Source organism: Luteolibacter sp. (assembly GCF_039920825.1).
Taxonomy (GTDB): domain Bacteria; phylum Verrucomicrobiota; class Verrucomicrobiia; order Verrucomicrobiales; family Akkermansiaceae; genus Luteolibacter.
On sequence record NZ_JBDSCX010000038.1, the window covers coordinates 93231 to 110378 of the forward strand.

Below are 17148 nucleotides of genomic sequence, written 5' to 3' on the forward strand. Positions count from 1 at the left end.
TCAGCCCTGTGAGAACAACGCAGCCAGCTTTTCGGTTTTGGCATTTTCCATCAGCAGGAACACGTTGTCGCCATGTTGCCAGCGTGCGGATGACCATTCCCCGTTCCGTGCGAACTCGGGGTGGGTCATGTCCGGAAAGGTGCCCTCAAGGTCTTCACGGCGGAAAATCACCATGTGGACGAGGCCCTCGTCGCCGCGGTTGAAGCAGATGAGCGACCCGCGTTTGCCGTCGATCAGCAGCTCGCGGCAGCCCAGGCCGGCGACATTTCCCAATCCGGGAGGCAGGCACGAAGGGCTGGGCAGGGCCTTGTCCTTCAAGTGTTGAATCAACGTCAGGTGCTCCGGATTTTTCTCTTCAAGGTCGAACGTCGGCGATTCGAAAGTCCGGATGAAGCCCGCCTGAACGACGTCGATCGGAATTCTGCTAGTCTGAGCGGTCGCTGTTGGATTGGCGGGCCGGGTGATGAGAAATGCGAGCGCAATACCGGCCGCGGCTGCCAGAGGAATCGCCGCGCGGCGGAAAATCGAGATTTTGCCTTTCGCCACCGGCGTTTGAACCAAGGTCCGGTCCATCGCGGCGAGCACGTCAGCGCGCAGGTTGGCGGGCGGCTGGATGGATGCCAGCGCACCGATCCACGCCGCGTCGGCGGAGTCTTCTGCCTGTGGAAAATCGCCGCGCTCCACAGCCAGGCAGGCCAGGATGTCCTCGCGGAGATGGCCCGGCAAATCAATCGAGCCGAGGGCATGGGCGAACGCCGCGTCGAAGGCGCGCTCGTGCGCCAGCCACTCGCCCAGTTCGCGGTTTTCCAGCGCCAGCTTGAGGGCTTCCGCGAAATCCTGATCAGCCGCATCAGCCCCGTCGGGACGGAAACTGCGCAGGATGAATCGTGCTTGTTCCTTATCCATGGCGGATGCCTCCCGGTTCGATTTGTAAAATGTTTTTCGGCACGCTCGAAGGCTCGGCCGTCATCTGCTTGCGCAGCATTTCCTTGCCGCGTGAAAGCCGCGACATCACGGTGCCGATCGGCACGTCGAGGATTTCGGCGATCTCCTTGTAGCTGTGCTGTTGGAGATAAAACAGCGCGATCGGTGCCCGGTAGGTTTCATCCAGCGTGCCTAACAATTCCATGGCGCGTTGTCCGTCCATCTGGCGTTCCGCGTCACCGTCGTTGCTAACGGAGGCTTCGAGCGTGGCTTCGTCGAGCGGCTCGTCGGAAAATTTCGCCGCACGCCGCCGCTGGTTGAGAAACTCGCGGTGCAGCGTGGTGAACAGCCAGGTCTTCGCCTTCGAGCGGTCACGAAGTTGTTCGTTTTTCGCGGCCCAGATACAGAACGTTTCCTGCACCAGATCGGATGCCCGGTCCACATCGCGGGTCAGCGACATCCCAAAGCGAAACAACGCTTGGTAATGGGCATCGACTAACTCTGCGAATTCACTCATCGGCAATCATGGGAGTGGGTAAGTCGCCGCCTATTCCCAAAATTTTCAGACCGCCTGCTGCCAAGTCACTTCCTTCGCGTCCTTCCACAGGTCTTCGAGGCCGTAATACTCGCGCAGCTCCTGGTCCATCACGTGAACCATCACGTCGATGTAGTCCAAAACGACCCAGCGGGTGTCTGCTTTGCCTTCGGTCATCGTCGGTTTCACGCCGTGGAGGTCTTCCACATTGCCGGCCACGTCACGCAGGATCGCCCGGAGCTGGGGCATCGAGGTCCCCGAGCAGACGATCATGTAATCCGTGAGGTTCGAAACCCCGCGCATGTCCCAGACGCGGATGTTTTCCGCCTTGATATCGTCCGCCGCTTTCGCGCAAGCCAGAGCCAGTTCTTCACCTTGTATCGCCATAATTTCCCCTCGGGGGGCGGCACCCTAGTCCAAGTTGCCCCTCACACCAACCTAAAATTGCAGCAGGAAAATCCCCGAAACGGCCCCTTCCTCCCCGCCATACTCCTCGGCCTCCGCATCTCCGCTTTTCGTTTCATCCAAAAAACTTCGCGCTCCCTTCGCGACCTTTGCGCCTTTGCGGTTCCTGATTCCTCCGCCAACCTCCCCCCATGTCCGCCCCGCTGAACCCGAAAAATCTCCCCCAAAACCCCACCGCGGACGACATCCTCAACGCCTTCCTCGACTACCTTCTCAACACCGCCACCGAACCCTACGACCACCAGGAGGAAGCCATCCTCGAGCTTTTCCAGGACAAGAACGTCATCCTCAACACCCCCACCGGCTCGGGGAAATCGCTGGTCGCGCAGGCGATGCAGTTCAAGTCGCTCTGCCAGGGCCGCCGCTCGTATTATACCGTGCCGATCAAGGCGCTCGCCAACGAGAAATTCCTCTCCCTCTGCCACGTCTTCGGCCCGGAAAACGTCGGCATGATCACCGGCGACGCCACCGTCAACCACGATGCCCCCATCATCTGCTGCACCGCGGAAATCCTCGCCAACATCGCCCTTCGCGACGGCGCGCACGCCCCAGTGGACGACGTCATCATGGACGAGTTTCACTATTACTCCGACCACTCGCGCGGCGCGGCTTGGCAAATCCCACTGCTCACACTCTCCCGCGCCCGATTCCTCCTGATGTCCGCCACTCTCGGCGACTCCTCGTTTTTCTCCAAGACCCTCACCACTCTAACTGGAGCCGAAACCACCCTCGTTCAATCCGACCAGCGTCCGGTCCCGCTTGAGTTCGAATACTCCACCACCCAGCTCCAGGAAAAAGTCGCCGAGCTCAACGAACAAGGCCGCACGCCCGTCTATTTGGTCCACTTCACCCAGAACGCCTGCGCCGACACCGCCCGTGACCTGCTCTCCACCAACTTCTGCACAAAGGAGGAGAAAACCGCTATCAACCGGGCGCTCGATGATGCCGATTTCCGCAGTCCCTACGGCCGTGAACTCGCGAAAATCCTCCGCCACGGCGTCGGCATCCACCACGCCGGCCTGCTGCCGAAATACCGTTTGTTAGTCGAGAAGCTCACCGCCAAGGGCCTGCTCAAGGTCGTCTGCGGCACCGACACCCTCGGCGTCGGCGTCAACGTTCCCATCCGCACCGTCATGCTCACCGGCCTCTGCAAATACGACGGCCGCGGAACGAAAATTCTCGCCGTCCGCGATTTCCGCCAGATCGTCGGCCGCGCCGGGCGCCGCGGGTTCGATACCGTCGGCTACGTCGTCGCCCAGGCGCCCGAGCACATCATCGAGAATCTCCGCCTCGCCGCCAAGGCCGTGGCTAACAAAAAGAAGTCCTTCGAAAAACGCAAACCACCGGAAAAAGGCTTCGTCCACTGGGATGAGCAAACCTACGAAAAACTCCAGACCGCCCCGCCTGAGCCGCTCGTTTCCAGCTTCTCCGTCCACCACCACACCCTTCTCAACGTCCTCTCCCGCACCAACGAGGACGGCTGCGCCGCATTGAAAAAAATCATCGACGACAGCCACGAGCCTCCCTCGAAAAAGAAGCTCCTCAAGCAGCACGCCTTCAAACTTTTCCGCGGCCTCATCGGCGCGAAGATCCTCCACATCATCCCGCCCGCCAAACGCAGCGGCCCGCAGAAAGTCGTCGTCGATGTCTCGCTGCCCGAGGATTTCTCGATCAACCACGCCCTCAGCCTCTACCTGCTAGACGCCATCCCGCAGCTCGACAAGGAAGCCGATGACTACGCACTCAACGTCATCTCACTCATCGAATCGATCTTGGAAAACCCCGACATCGTCCTCCGCAAGCAGGTCGATCTCCTCAAGTCCGAGCTCATGGCCCGCCTCAAGGACGAAGGCATGGAATACGACGACCGCATCGCCATGCTCGATGAAGTCGAGTGGCCGAAACCCGGTGCCGACTTCATCTATCAAACCTATAACAGCTTCAAGCTCACCCACCCCTACCTCGGCAGCGAAAACGTCAAGCCCAAGACCATCGCGAGGGAAATGATCGAGAATTACCAGTCGTTCGAGGACTACATCAAAACCTACAAGCTCGAACGCGCCGAAGCCGTCCTCCTCCGCCACCTCGGCGAGGTTTACAAAGTCCTCGCCCAAACCGTCCCCGACGCCGCCAAAACCGAAACCCTCCAGGAAGCCGAGTCCTTCCTCGAACTCATCGTCCGCCACACCGACTCGAGTCTGCTAGACGAATGGCAGGCCATGAAAAACCCCGACGCGCCAATCCCGGACAAATCTTCAAATCAACAATCAGCAATCAACAATCTTCAATCGAAAATCCCGTATACCAAAAACAAACAGGCCTTCACCCGGCACCTGCGCAACCACGTCCTCACCCTCGTCACCGCCCTTTCCCGTTACCAAACGGAAACCGCGCTCGGCCTCATCGAACCCGCCGACTCCGACGGCAAACCCTGGTCCAACGAACGCCTGATGGTCCTCCTCAACACCTACCACGACGCCCGCCACCAGATCCGCCTCGATCCCGAAGCCCGCAACGCCCGCCACACCCACCTTTCCGAGGACAAGCTCACCCTCCACCAAACCCTCATCGACCCCGACGACCTCAACGACTGGTCCCTCCACCTCACCCTCGACCTCGAAAAATCCAACACCCGCCGCACCCCCGTCCTCCGCCTCGAATCCCTTGCTCCGATTTAGTAGGGCAAAGCAAACGTGTGGCCGAGACAGCTCACTTCACCGAAGTGAAGGGAAATTTTACATGGAGTAAAGTGATCGGACGTCCCGTTTCCCGGCTATGATGGCTTTTGAAACAATTTTTCGGACCATCTCGGAAAGCGACCTTTGACCACTTTTCCTCCTTCGAGAATTTCTGAACACTCGGCAACTGCCGGATCTTCGCCTCGATTTTAGGCACCCAATATTCCAAGGACTCAGTCTGGATATACCCCAGCATGCCGCCAAAGTCGTCATCACTGGCATATTCACCAGAGACGAAGGCACCCACACCGGCGTCATCCACATATTCGCTCACGGAATCGCTTCGATAGAGGCGCTTTGCTTCGATACAGAAGCGCTGGGTGTGACTGGCTGTCTTGCTGACAAGGCGGATATCCAGTCTCGGGCGTCGCTTGCCTTTGCGGGGCTGATCGGTTTTCACCGCTTTGATATTGTTGACCGGGTCTTGATCATGGACAGAAAACTGGAGCATCCAGCGACTGGTGGGTGCATCCTCCGTGAGATACTTCATGTAATTGCAAAGGTCGCCGGTGATGTCATCTTCCTCGGAGGTCTGATAGTCCGCAGGAGTCAGAGACTCGTAGGCAAGTTGCAGGAGTCGGTGGACATGTCCCAGAAACGCGGCTTGGTAGTCCGCGTGGTTGGCACTGCTCTGAGGGGGAGATTCGGACATGCGGTCAGTTGGGGACTCCTTCCAAGGTTTCCGCGATGATCTCACTGGCATCGGTGAGCGCGGAACTCTGGGTCCAGTGGAAACGGTTCAACGGCTTGAATACATAGGTTTTCCTGTCTCGATAGATCCGGAGATTGCGATTGAAATACACCCACTGCGCTTTCTCGCGCAGTACCTTCGATTTTGTTTTGTGCAGCGCGGCGGCCTCATCGCTGCTCGCTGCCAATACTTGGGGTTTCTTGGCGGCTTTCAGATCCTGTGTAAAATCGATCTCTACCATGGCGGATTCGCCATCAGTGACGACGGTGACCCGATGCTCGCGCCCGGCTTCTTGTCCCACGAAATCGTCCAGCTCCAACTTGAGCGCCTTGGCATAGGCCAGCAATTCGGCGGGCTCGGGCTCGCGCATCGCCGCGTCACCGCGCTTGCCATCGTTGAGAGCGTAACGCACTTGAACCAAGTCATGAATTAGAGCGCGTTCCTGTTCATCCAAGCCGAGCAAGTCGTAAGTCATCCGGTTGAGTTGCTTGAGGAGGGTGTCGAAATCAGACTCTCCACTTTCGAAGAGATCCGGGTGCTTTACTGTTTGTTTTCGCTCATCAACTCGGCGCGGAGGGCATTTCGCGAGTTTTGAATGGAGTTCGACCCATTTGGCAAGTTCGGAGGGAGGCAGACCAGTTAACGGAATTGGCATCTTCCGAAGTGCTTCAAGCGTCGATACTTCTCGCTTAATTCCGAGTTGAGTGGACCGAAAAAATTGGTGGTAGAACGCGAAGTCGGAACTTAAAAACAACGACAAAGCCTTGAGAAAGTTCTTGTCCTTCGTGCAACTAATGATGCCGATTTGGCGTGAGGGAACGATTATTGATTTCTCGGAGTAAATTGCAAAGCTACGTGCCGCACTAACAATAATCTGAGGTGAAGTTGAAACAGAAAGAGGGCGTTTTAATCGCCCTTTTAGGGCGAAATAGGAATGGTTTTCCAGATTTTTCAGACTGTCTTTTGGAAGGCTAAAGACGTGTCTCCAGCGGTCCATCGCACTCATTTCCATTGTAAGCCTTTCCTGCAAATAATCAGCTGGCTCAACATCCGCGCCGTCTTTTTCTCTCAGTTGCAGACCTTCACTCACATTTACTACCTGCAATTCATCCGTCTTAATGAAGTCTTGGCGTTTGCTATTCCACTTTGCTTCCAACCGTAACAGCGAAGGCCATTTCCTCTCCAGTCTTTTGAGCAATTGGTCATCCCACGGCGAACCCCACATTGCCAGCTTCCATGGCAGGCTACTGCCAGTTGCGGCTTGCCGTTGGCCTAAGGTTTGAATCTCGCTTCCATTAATGACCAAGCTCCAGATTTTGGTCCGTTCGCCCTCACTGGCGGGGCACGTAGGCTCTTGATTGACTACGAAAGGTGAAAAAACAGTGATGGCTTCATCTGGTTCGGACGTTTCGCCGCTCAGTCGGACTCGGTAAGAAATAGCAGCAGCAGGAACTCGTGCTCGGCCGTCGAACAGTACTTCAGCCAAATTGGTGAAGTTCGCCACGTTGTGGACCTGATATTGATCGAAGAATGCCTTTCGGAACTCGGCGGAAGGCTCTTCAAATAATCCCATGGCAGGAACAAGCAATGTGCATTCGCCTTCCGCCTTGAGATAGCGCGGGGCTGCCCACACGAATGCTTGTGCAGCTTGATTTAGTCCCACGGGTTGCGTTTTTTCATGGTCCTTCATCCAGTCCCAGACCGGAGAATCATTCTCCCCGAGTTTCTTGGGCCGGATGGTTTTCCATGGAGGATTGCCGACCACCCAATCGAAGCCGTGAATGAGCCAATCGAACTTCGCGGACTTTTTTCGCGCCACCGCTGCTCGAAGCGCGGGCTCAATACCGAAAAAGTTGCCTTTGAGAATATTGGGCGTGTGGCCCTCAGCAATTTTCTTGGGATCTTTGCTCTCTCCCAGAGTGGGCAGCTTGAAAGAGTGCATGGGGCCGGTGAGATCCGGCGGATCCACATAGTCCAGCAGGGTTAGCAGAAGGCTGAGCTGGGTGACTTGGCAGGCGTCTCCATCCACATCGCAACCGAAGATGGAGGATTCAAGTAGATCCCGCAGATCCTTCGGTTTCGGACGTTGGTTGGGGAAGGTTTTCTCGATGAGGAGACGGTAGGCCTGAACCAAAAACGCGCCGGATCCGCAACTTGGATCGAAGATTTTCATCCCCTTCTTGAGAGGACGACGTTGCTCCATATCCGCGAGCATGAAGTTCACCAGCGGCAGCGGCGTGTAGTAGGCACCTTCCGTGCGACCTTTGGTTGGTTTCGTCTCAGCCTGGTCATCATCCTTGGCAGGTTTCTTTTTCTCGATGTGGAGAAACTGCTCATACACAAGAGAGAGGGTTTCTATCGGGATGTAAGAGAAGTCGTAGGGCTGCAAATCCAACTGAAGTTGGGTGCCATTAGAATGCGACTCATCGCCATGGAAAGCTCCTGCCACTGCTTGGAAATGCGCTGGTGATGGAGATGCAGGGCCTCGCCATGGTAGTGGGAAAACTTCACCATTGAGCCAGCCGTCCAATGCTTCGGTCAACTTTTCGAGACTGCCTTTCTTGGCCTTGTTTCCAAAAATATCGGACTCTTTCAGACCCCAGATGGAAAGTCGCTCGTCGGATAGGATGCCCCGGTCGCGAAGGTAGCGGAGATACACGTATTTTCCGATCAGGGCGTGGGACACTTCTTTGGAAAGCTCGTCAGCCTGGAGGGCGGTGTCCAAATTGCGAAGCGTCTTCAGAAGTTCATGATAGACACGCTGGCTGGTGTCCACCTTGAGGCGGGGATGCTTCCAGATTTGTCCTGAATCTACCTCACGGGCATGGAAGAGATCGACGATTTCCTGAGCGTGATTGAAATCGGTGAGTGCTGCGAGGACACCTTTCTTATCGTTGGTCTTTGCGTCTGCCGAAAAGCGGTAACCGGAATAGGCGGTCACTCCCTTTGGGGTAAGCACCAGAACGTAGGGCACCACGTCCTGATTCCAAACCAGCCGGTGAAGTTCCTGAGCTGCCGCCGCGTCATCTGCTGTGCAGACATAGACGACGGGAAGAAAGCGGTGCGCTTTTGTTTCCAGATCGCGCACGCCATAGACTCCCTCAACTCGCCACCGGGGGGTCTTGGGGCGTTTCAGGTCCAAGGCCTTACGGAAAATGTGACCGTAGCTCGGTTCCGACTCAAAGTTTCCGTCGTCACGCTTGAGAAAATACGGAGAACCCTCATAGCCAAGGCGATTGAGGAGTTTTTCGAGGGTCATGGGCGGCGGAAGGCTGTGTTGAGTAATTTTACGCTGCCGCACCTTGCCAGCCCAATGCGGGCCTGTGGAGACTTTTTGCGGAGGAATCTGTCTCGGCGCATGTAAGTCCGAGAAAACGGTAACCATCGTCTTCAACAGGGATCAATTTCGTGACGCCACGAAAATGATCGGAAGATTGGTAACCCGTTGATTCACAGGACTCGATGGCGCGATGAATCGCGGTGAGGAAATTTTCCCAGCGGGCATATCCCAAGGGCTCCTGCAAATCCCGGGCGAACCAGAACTCGATACTTCCGTCGGTGGGCAGGGTTTGGGCCAGCGAGTCGAAATCCCGGCGCATGCGGTCAATCAGTTCTTTATTCATATGAACACTTGAATGAATGCTTTCGAAGGGGCGTTTGCCATCAAAAAAACAGCCCCGGATGGTTTTCCGGAGCTGTTTGGTTGACGGGATTTTTGACTATTTCAAATCACACGCTTGCTGGAGGCGGTGCGCCATTTGGCGAGGATTTCGGGGTCGCGGCGGCAGTGATTGCGGCGGCCCATGAGATTGCGGGCATCCCTTCCGTCACTCGATCCCGTCCCAATCGGATTGTTCGAGCACCGTGGGGAGATTGAGATGCTCGATGAGGTCGCTGAGGGCCTTCTGTTGGAGCGGATCCGTGGTGTCGCGGGAAATGGCTTCGAGGTAGGGAATGGCATCGCGGCTACCGAACGCCCTGGTGGCTTTGAGGGCGGCGGCGCGGATTTCCGGAAGCGGGTTGCGTAGCTCCGCTAGAATTTTTGCGAGCGACTCGGGATCGTCACGCCAGGCGAGGTCGTCGAGCCGGGTGATGCAATTGTCGATCCATTCCCGGTTATCGGGCGAGCCCGGCGGGTAGGGCGGCTCGACCGGAGCGGGAAGCGCAGGCAGGTTGAGAAGGCCGTAGGGCGGGGGGCGGCGGGACGGGACGGAAGTCCGGTTTTCCGCAGGGGTCGAGGATTTTCTAACGGCAGAAGGTGCTGCGTTGGGTTCCTGTTTCCCCCCCGGGCTGGATCGTTGCAGGATCAGCATGGCAGCGGCCAGCAAGACCGCCGCGCCACCGGCGAGCAATGGGATCCGGCCGCGCGGGGTGGGCATGGCTGGCTCCTTATTGGACGGAGGCGTTTCTGCCCTTCAGATTGATCGTGCCTTCGTAGAAGCCGGATCCGCCGTTGACCAATCCCTTGCCGTTGACAGAGCAGTCGGTATTGCCGCGGATGATCTGGACGCCGTCGCCGTCGGGTGCGGTGGTGAGGCGATCTTCGATGCCGATGCCGTCCAGGGAGCCTTTGAGGGTGGTGAGATTGAACGTCAGGCTGATCGGGTAATAGGTGCGGCTGTCCTCCTTGCCGTTGGTGAGGTTGACCTTGCCGTGAAGCAGTTCGTGACCTTTTCGGAATACGATCTTCACCAAGTTGCTGACGTCCATGATGGAATTGCCCTGAGCATCGGCGACAAAAACGACGGCGTCATCGGAGACCATCAACAGGGTTCCATTGGCGAACTTGATTCCCTTTTCCTTGCCGATGAGCGTGAGGAGTTGTTTCGAGTCGAGCCGGACGACACCGACTTGGCCGGATTCGACGCCGCCGGAGATGCCGGTCTTGGCTTGGAAATAGCAGTTGATATCGACCTGGAGCGTGGCGTTCAAGCCGGCTTGCAAGGACATGGCCGGAAGCAGGAACAGTCCGGCGGAAAGGAGGAATTTAAGGGAGTTCGATTTCATTTTGGGATGGGATACGTGTGGGGTGCGATCGCATCGACAAGAAGTCGCTTTGGGGGGCGAACCGATCTCTTTGTCGAGTCCGACGATGGCATTCAATCGCCATATTGACTAGAGTGAAACTTAAGATATTCAAATTAATATGGCTCAATTAACGCCGTGAAACCTCCATTTCAACCATTGCGAAAGCGAATGCCGCGCGGACAATCCCGGCATGAATGACCGTCCCATCGACCCCGGAGTGTCCATCGGGCACGTGCATTTGAAAGTGGCGGATCTCGAGCGGGCGCTAGATTTCTATTGCGGCGTCTTGGGTTTCGAGCTGATGCAGCGCTATGGAAAGCAGGCGGCGTTCATTTCCGCAGGCGGGTATCATCATCACATCGGGCTGAACACGTGGGAGAGTCTGGGTGGTTCGCCGCCGGCGCGGGGAACGACGGGGTTGTTTCATGTGGCGATTCTTTATCCGAGCCGGGCCAGCCTCGGAGATGCGTTGCGCCGGTTGGTCGAGGCGAAAATCACGCTCGACGGTGCCAGCGACCACGGCGTGAGCGAGGCGCTCTATTTGCGTGATCCGGACCAGAACGGGGTGGAGCTCTACCGGGACCGTCCGCGGGACGAGTGGCCGCGGGATGTGAATGGCAGCCTCGCGATGGTCACCCTGCCACTGGATCTCGCGGGCTTGCTTCGCGATGCGTCCCCGGTTATTCCATCTGCCGAACCATGAAATCCGTACCGCTCTCCGCCTATCAGGAAACTCTCGGGATGATCTATTTCGCGAGAATGTTGGACAAGATCCGGCTTCATGCGGCTGACAATCTGCGCGAGGATTTTTGTGACAATCTGGGAACGGGTCTCGATGGCCGCTGCGCCGGCTTTCTGCAAGTGGACTATGCGAAACTCGTCGAACGCGTGCTGCAAGGCGGCACGGACGAGGACATACTGAAATGGTGTTTCGCGAACGGCCGAGCGCTCACTGAACTCGATATTTTTATCTGGAACAACTATCTGAAAAAGGTCGGCTGGAATGACGGCACTTCCGAAATGCTCGTCCGCAGGAAAAAGGAAAGCGGTCTGGAAGACCGCGATGAGATCCAGACGATGCCGGAGTATTTCGAATACGACGAGGGTCGGAAATAACACCGTTCCCTTCCGTCATTCGGGCAAGTTGGTTCCTTGAAAACACCGCCTGCCCGCCTATCAAGTCCGCACGCAGCCATGGCCCATCCAGATTCCGACAATTCCAACGCCAGCGCCCCATGGGAAACCAAGCGCGATCCATCGGGAAAAAATGTCCTCAAACGCCTTTTGCCCTGGCTCGGCGGATTGTTTCTGGTCGCCCTCATCGCCTGGGGCTTGTGGCCGAAGCCGGTCATCGTCGAAACCGGCGTCGCCGCCCGCGGGCCGCTGACCGTCCGGGTTTCCGAGGAAGGCAAGACGCGTGTTAGAAACCGCTACGTCGTCGCCGCTCCCGTTGCCGGGAAAATGCGCCGCGTGCCGCTGAAGCCGGGTGATGAGGTGAAAGCCGGCGCGACTGTTCTAACGGTCATCGAACCGGTCGTGTCGCCGCTCCTGGATCCCCGTGCCCGCGCGCAGGCCGAGGCCGTCGTTTCGATGCACGAGGCCTCCCGCAAGCGGGCCGTCGAATCGTTGGAAGCCAGCCGCGCCGCGTCGAAAATGGCGGAAGCCGAACTCGAACGCGTCCGCTCCGTGACGAAGGCCGGCACCATGTCCGAGTCCGATCGTGACCGCGTCGAGATGGAATCCTCGATGCGGGCCGCCGAGGTTCGAGCCTCGGAGTTTTCCCTGCAAGTCATCGACTACGAACTCGCCCAAGCCCGCGCCGCGCTCGAGCGCCCGGAAGCCAGCACGGCGGGAAATCTGGTGGAAGTAAAATCCCCCGTTTCCGGCCGCGTGCTCAAGGTGATGCAGGAGAGCGAAATGGTGGTCACACCGGGCACGCAGATCCTCGAAGTCGGCGAACCGGCGGACATCGAGATCGAAGCGGAAATCCTCTCGCGCGATGCCGTCACCATCCACCCCGGCGACTCCGTGGAAATCGAACAATGGGGTGGGGAGGCACCTCTAGCAGGTCGCGTCCGCCGGGTGGAGCCTGCGGCTTTCACCAAGGTTTCCGCCCTCGGCGTCGAAGAACAACGGGTCATCGTCCTCAGCGATCTGGTCGATATCCCGGACACCGCGAAGGCGCTTGGAGATCGCTACCGAGTCGAAGTCCGCGTCGCCGTCTGGCATGCGGACGATGTGCTGGTCGTCCCCGCCGGTTCGCTTTTCCGCGAGGGCAACCAGTGGAAAACTTATCTCTTCAGCAACGGCACCGCCAAGCTGACACCTGTCGAAGCCGGTCATTCGGATGGCCGCTTCACGGAAATCCTATCAGGTATCAGCGCCGGTGATGAAGTCCTCCTCCACCCGCCTGACACGGTGAAGGACGGAACGGTGGTGGTGAAGCGGAAGGAATGATTGATTCATGTCGATCCAAAATCGGCAGCCACGTGGAAAGCCGCGGCTCGCAAAATAAACGGGCGGCTCCGGAACAAAATCACGCGATGATCTCGTGAACGACCTTGCCGTGTACGTCGGTGAGGCGGAAGTCACGGCCGGAGTAGTGATAGGTGAGCTTCTCGTGATCGAATCCTAACAAATGAAGAATCGTGGCGTGGAGATCGTGGACGTGGACGGGCTTTTCAATCGCCCTGAATCCGAACTCATCGGTCGCGCCGTGGACATGGCCGCCCTTCACTCCGCCGCCCGCCATCCAGGTGGTGAAGCCGTAGTGATTGTGGTCGCGGCCTTTCATGATGCCGGCGTTGGAACCGGCCTTGGGCATCTCGACGACGGGCGTGCGGCCGAACTCTCCTCCCCAGATGACGAGCGTTTCATCGAGCATGCCGCGCATTTTTAAATCAGATAGAAACGCGCCGATCGCCTGATCGCATTCGCCGGCCAGGCGGCGGTGGTCCTCGATGTTGTCGTGGCTGTCCCACGGCTGGCCGTTGCCATGCCAGAGCTGGATGAAACGCACGCCTCTTTCTAGCAGTCTGCGCGCCATCAGGCATTGACGGGCGAAGCTGCCGGGACCATACATTTCGCGGATGTTGGTCGGTTCCTTGGAAATATCGAAGGCGTCGGTGGCATCGCTCTGCATTCGATAGGCGAGCTCGAAACTGCGGATGCGCGCTTCCAGCTGCGGCTCATGTCCCCGTTCCGCGGCGTGGCGTTCGTTGAGCTCGCGGAGAAAATCCAGTTCGCGTCCCTGTCGTGAATTCCGCGCCACCGGGTTGCGGAGGTTTTCGATCATGCGGTCCACTTCCTCGATCGAGCTGTCCAGATAGGTTCCTTGGAAACGTCCGGGAAGGAACGAAGCCCGCCAATTTTCCGCGCGCTTGATCGGCATTCCGCCGGGGCACATCGAGATGTAGGCGGGCAGGTTTTCATTCTCGCTGCCGAGTCCGTAAGTCACCCACGAGCCCATCGACGGGCGGGCGAGCCGGCCGTCGCCGCAGTTCATCAGCATGAGAGACGGCTCGTGGTTAGGGACGTCGGCGGTCATCGAGCGGATCACGCAGAGATCGTCGGCATGCTTCGCGGTGTGTTTGAAAAGCTCGCTCACCTCGAGCCCGCATTCGCCGTAACGGTCGAAAGTGAATGGCGTTCGAAGGGCGGTGCCAGTGGGCCGCTCGGTTTTCAGTCCTTCGAGCGGGATGACCTTGCCGTGCTGGAGTTGCAGCGCGGGTTTCGGATCGAACGTATCTACTTGGGACGGTCCGCCGTTCATGAAAAGATGGACAACCCGCTTCGCCTTCGGCGCGAAATGAGGGCCGGGCATGACGCCGGGATCGACGGACATGGCGGAAGCGTTTCCACCGAACAAACTGCCGAGCGCGAGCCCGCCGAATCCAATGCCGCAGCGGCGCAGGAAGTCGCGGCGGTCGAGGATGATGTCTTTGGCTGTTAGGTGGTGGGACATGGTCACTCGATGAAATTGAATTCGTTGGACGCCCAGAGCATCTGGATCAGGTCCGCCCATGGATCGCCCGCAACCACGGCGGGTGGGGGAGAATTGCTGATGGGAAATTGGTCGCGCAGGGCACCGATTTCCTCCGGTTTGTCATCGGCGGTTTCCCGGCCCATGATGCGGAGGTCCCACCCGGAAGAGCCGCTGGCATCCCCGTCCGGAGCGCGAAGTACGAAGTCCACCGTATCTCCGGCGACCACGTTGTTCCAGTCGCCATCAATGTTAGAATTCGAATCGGGAGGCAGGGTGTGATTGACGAAATCCGGGCTACCGCTTTTGGCGAGATTCCACGCCAGGGTTGCGCCACCTTTGCCCGTCCGTTCGATTTTTCCCGTCATCCGCACCTGTCCCGCGCCGAGGGCGCGCCAGCGGAGAATCAAATCATGGCCTGCTGCGGGATGGCCACCGGTCGCGCCCGCGTTGAGCCAGCGGATGGGTGCGGTGGACGGATCGGGACCTGTTTTCCAAACCCCGTCACCGAAAAGCGGAAATGGCAGCGCCTCGCCGGGCAGGCCGCCGGTGTCCGGGGCGTGTCGGATTTCCCAGACTCCCGATAACTTCGGCTGATAGTCGGCCGGGTTGATTTTTTCGAGCCATGCCAGGGCGTCGCCGGTTTCTCCGGCGGAAGGATCTCGCTGATAGATCCGTTGGTAGATCCATTGCAGCCGCGCCTTGTCATCGGGCAGTTCGCGGAACTTCGGATCGGCCGCCAGTTTCGCCGCCTGACGCAGGGCGAGAGGGCTGTTGAGAAAATACAGCGCCTGCTGTGGAACGCTGGTTTCGACGCGCTTCGGGCTGTGATGATCCGGATGCGGCAGGTCGAAGGAAACGAAGGTGTTAGCGAGGGCGTAGCGATCAACGAAGGAATAAACGGTGCGTCGGCTGTCGGCATCGGCGCTTTCCAGCGAGACGGAGCGGCCGCCGGTCGTTCCGGTATCGAGGCTGCCGGCGCTGGTGAGCAGGCGGTCGCGCATGGCCTCGAAATCGACGCGCTGGCGTTTCCATTTCCAGAAATAATTGTTAGCCTCGTCGATGGTATTGTTTTTCACGGAACCCTCCGCGGCGAGGCGGAAGGCTTTTGATGTTAGAATCAGACGGTGAAGATTTTTCAATGAACCGCCTTGTTCGGTGAAACGGATCGCCAGCCAATCGAGGAGGGGACGAAGCGGAGGGTCGGCTTGCTGGATGCCAAAATCTCCCGGGTCCGCAAGATTGCTGCCGAAGTGCCAGCCCCAGACTCGGTTGACCATGACGCGGGCGGCGAGCGGGTTGTTAGGATTTGCGATTTTTTCCGCAAGCGACAGGCGCGGACTCTTGCCGTCCTCGAATTTTCCACCGCCGAGGAAGCCGAGCCACTGGCGGTCGATGGTTTCACCGCGGTTGTCCGGATTTCCACGGATGAAGATCTGTGCGGGCGACCAGTTTCCCTTATCCTTCAAACTCATCGCGCGCGGCGGCGAGCCGGGGTGATCGTTCTGGAGCTTCGTCATGTCGCCCGCGCGCTTGCGGCCTTGATTGCCGTCCTCCTGATCGAAGAACTCGCGGATTTTGTTGATGTCGTAGGCAAGCGGGCAACCGCCTTGGGCTGATAGATTTTTCAGTTCGCTGCCGTCGGGTGCGGCGGCCCCCTCGTTGATGAGGGCGAGGCAGAGCGCCTTGCGGCCCGCTTCATCCGCGGCATCCATCTCCTTCGCCCAAGTCGCCATGCGGGGAATCGCCTTGTCGCCCCACGCCTTGTCGTTCAGGAAATCCCGCCAGCGGATGACGGCGGCCGGACGGTAGCGGCCTCGCTTGAACGCGTCGGCGGTCGCTTTTGAAACATCCCAGTTCTCCTTCTTCGCCTGCCATGCCAGTTCCAGATAGACGGCAGCGGATTCCGGCTGATGCAACTGATCGACGATGGCCTGACGGGCGGCGCGGTCCGCTTCGTCCAGTTTCGCGGCTTCCTCTTTGAATGTCTGATAGGCGGCAGCATCCGGAGGACTACCGATGATCGGCTTGTTCTCCGGCTCGTCGGTATTTTCAAAAATCGAATAGAGCGAGTAATAGTCGCGGGTGGTGATCGGGTCGAACTTGTGATCGTGACAGCGCGCGCAGGAAACCGTGCTTGATAGAAATCCGCGCGTGACCACATCGACGCGGTCGTCGATGGTTTCCAAGCCTCCGGAACGCGGGCCGACTGTTAGGAATCCGAGTGCCGCCAGGTCCGGATCCTCGGGCTTGTCGGTCATGCAGTCGGCGGCGATCTGCAATTTCACGAAGCGGCCATAGGGCATGTCCGCATTGAAGGAACGGATCAGCCAGTCGCGGTAGGTGTAAGCGAAGGGGTAGCGGTTGTCCTGATCGAAATTGTAGCCCCGCGTGTCGGCATAGCGGGCGACGTCCATCCAATGCCGCGCCCAGCGTTCGCCGTAGGCGGGACTCGCTAACAGCTCGTCAACGAGCGCCTTCCAGGTAGCGTCGTCAGGATTCGTCTCGATGCGTTTGATCTGCTCCGCCGTGGGTGGCAGGCCGGTGAGCGTGTAGGCCGCGCGTTCGATCCACTGCCGGGGAGGCGCCATTTTGGCGGGGGCCAAACCCGCCTTTTTCCAAGCCGAAGCGAGCAGGGAGTCGATCGATCCGTCCGCCGGGATTTTCACATCGACCGGCGGGAGATAGGCCCAATGATCCTCTGCCTTCACCAGCAAGGGAAGGAAAGCAAAGCCGATTGAGAGAGCGGAGACGCGCATGAACCAGCCGCAGCTTACACGAATTT

The 17148-nt window shown here is 58.5% G+C and carries 14 protein-coding genes; 4 read left to right on the forward strand and 10 right to left on the reverse strand.

What is annotated here, in order from left to right; all coding sequences use genetic code 11:
* Genes ABIQ96_RS09560 through rsfS form a run of 3 tightly spaced genes read right to left on the reverse strand, consistent with a single transcriptional unit; the run spans position 1 to position 1846 of the window.
* Positions 1 to 906 (reverse strand): hypothetical protein, encoded by a 906-nt coding sequence (locus ABIQ96_RS09560; RefSeq protein WP_348214349.1) that lies wholly within the window; start codon positions 904 to 906, stop codon positions 1 to 3.
* On the reverse strand, positions 899 to 1441 hold the full coding sequence (locus tag ABIQ96_RS09565; protein WP_348214350.1) for an RNA polymerase sigma factor: 543 nt from the start codon (positions 1439 to 1441) through the stop codon (positions 899 to 901). Before ABIQ96_RS09565 ends, ABIQ96_RS09560 begins: the two co-directional genes overlap by 8 nt.
* A 45-nt stretch (positions 1442 to 1486) precedes the next feature.
* Positions 1487 to 1846 carry a ribosome silencing factor gene (rsfS, locus tag ABIQ96_RS09570; RefSeq protein ID WP_348214351.1) on the reverse strand — a complete coding sequence of 120 codons (360 nt, stop codon included), beginning with the start codon at positions 1844 to 1846 and terminating at the stop codon, positions 1487 to 1489.
* 209 nt (positions 1847 to 2055) lie between these two features.
* Between rsfS and ABIQ96_RS09575 the strand changes: the two genes are divergently transcribed.
* Positions 2056 to 4602, forward strand: coding sequence for a DUF3516 domain-containing protein (locus ABIQ96_RS09575; RefSeq protein WP_348214352.1), 2547 nt, complete (start codon positions 2056 to 2058; stop codon positions 4600 to 4602).
* 31 nt (positions 4603 to 4633) lie between these two features.
* Here ABIQ96_RS09575 and ABIQ96_RS09580 read toward each other — a convergent pair whose 3' ends face one another.
* The 5 genes from ABIQ96_RS09580 to ABIQ96_RS09600 all read right to left on the reverse strand — a co-directional run bounded on the left by ABIQ96_RS09580 (position 4634) and on the right by ABIQ96_RS09600 (position 10360).
* A complete protein-coding gene (locus ABIQ96_RS09580; protein WP_348214353.1) occupies positions 4634 to 5314 on the reverse strand; it encodes a hypothetical protein in 681 nt (226 codons plus the stop codon).
* A 4-nt stretch (positions 5315 to 5318) separates the two neighbouring features.
* Entirely contained in the window at positions 5319 to 8612 is a 3294-nt protein-coding gene (locus ABIQ96_RS09585) for an N-6 DNA methylase (RefSeq protein WP_348214354.1), read from the reverse strand.
* A gap of 28 nt (positions 8613 to 8640) precedes the next feature.
* On the reverse strand, positions 8641 to 8976 hold the full coding sequence (locus ABIQ96_RS09590; RefSeq protein ID WP_348214355.1) for a hypothetical protein: 336 nt from the start codon (positions 8974 to 8976) through the stop codon (positions 8641 to 8643).
* A gap of 204 nt (positions 8977 to 9180) precedes the next feature.
* Positions 9181 to 9732 (reverse strand): HEAT repeat domain-containing protein, encoded by a 552-nt coding sequence (locus ABIQ96_RS09595; protein ID WP_348214356.1) that lies wholly within the window; start codon positions 9730 to 9732, stop codon positions 9181 to 9183.
* 10 nt (positions 9733 to 9742) lie between these two features.
* Positions 9743 to 10360: a hypothetical protein gene (locus tag ABIQ96_RS09600; protein WP_348214357.1), complete on the reverse strand. Its 618-nt coding sequence runs from the start codon at positions 10358 to 10360 to the stop codon at positions 9743 to 9745.
* Between the two features lie 211 nt (positions 10361 to 10571).
* Here ABIQ96_RS09600 and ABIQ96_RS09605 point away from each other — a divergent pair, with 211 nt between their 5' ends.
* The 3 genes from ABIQ96_RS09605 to ABIQ96_RS09615 all read left to right on the forward strand — a co-directional run bounded on the left by ABIQ96_RS09605 (position 10572) and on the right by ABIQ96_RS09615 (position 12838).
* Entirely contained in the window at positions 10572 to 11084 is a 513-nt protein-coding gene (locus ABIQ96_RS09605) for a VOC family protein (protein WP_348214358.1), read from the forward strand.
* Positions 11081 to 11497 (forward strand): DUF5069 domain-containing protein, encoded by a 417-nt coding sequence (locus tag ABIQ96_RS09610; protein WP_348214359.1) that lies wholly within the window; start codon positions 11081 to 11083, stop codon positions 11495 to 11497. Before ABIQ96_RS09605 ends, ABIQ96_RS09610 begins: the two co-directional genes overlap by 4 nt.
* A 78-nt stretch (positions 11498 to 11575) precedes the next feature.
* The gene (locus ABIQ96_RS09615) at positions 11576 to 12838 is read left to right on the forward strand and encodes an HlyD family efflux transporter periplasmic adaptor subunit (RefSeq protein WP_348214360.1); all 1263 of its coding nucleotides are present in this window, start codon (positions 11576 to 11578) and stop codon (positions 12836 to 12838) included.
* 79 nt (positions 12839 to 12917) lie between these two features.
* On the opposite strand, the gene ABIQ96_RS09620 is transcribed toward ABIQ96_RS09615, so the two are convergent.
* Entirely contained in the window at positions 12918 to 14345 is a 1428-nt protein-coding gene (locus ABIQ96_RS09620) for a DUF1501 domain-containing protein (protein WP_348214361.1), read from the reverse strand.
* 2 nt (positions 14346 to 14347) lie between these two features.
* Positions 14348 to 17122, reverse strand: coding sequence for a DUF1549 and DUF1553 domain-containing protein (locus ABIQ96_RS09625; RefSeq protein WP_348214362.1), 2775 nt, complete (start codon positions 17120 to 17122; stop codon positions 14348 to 14350).
* Positions 17123 to 17148 lie beyond the last annotated feature (26 nt).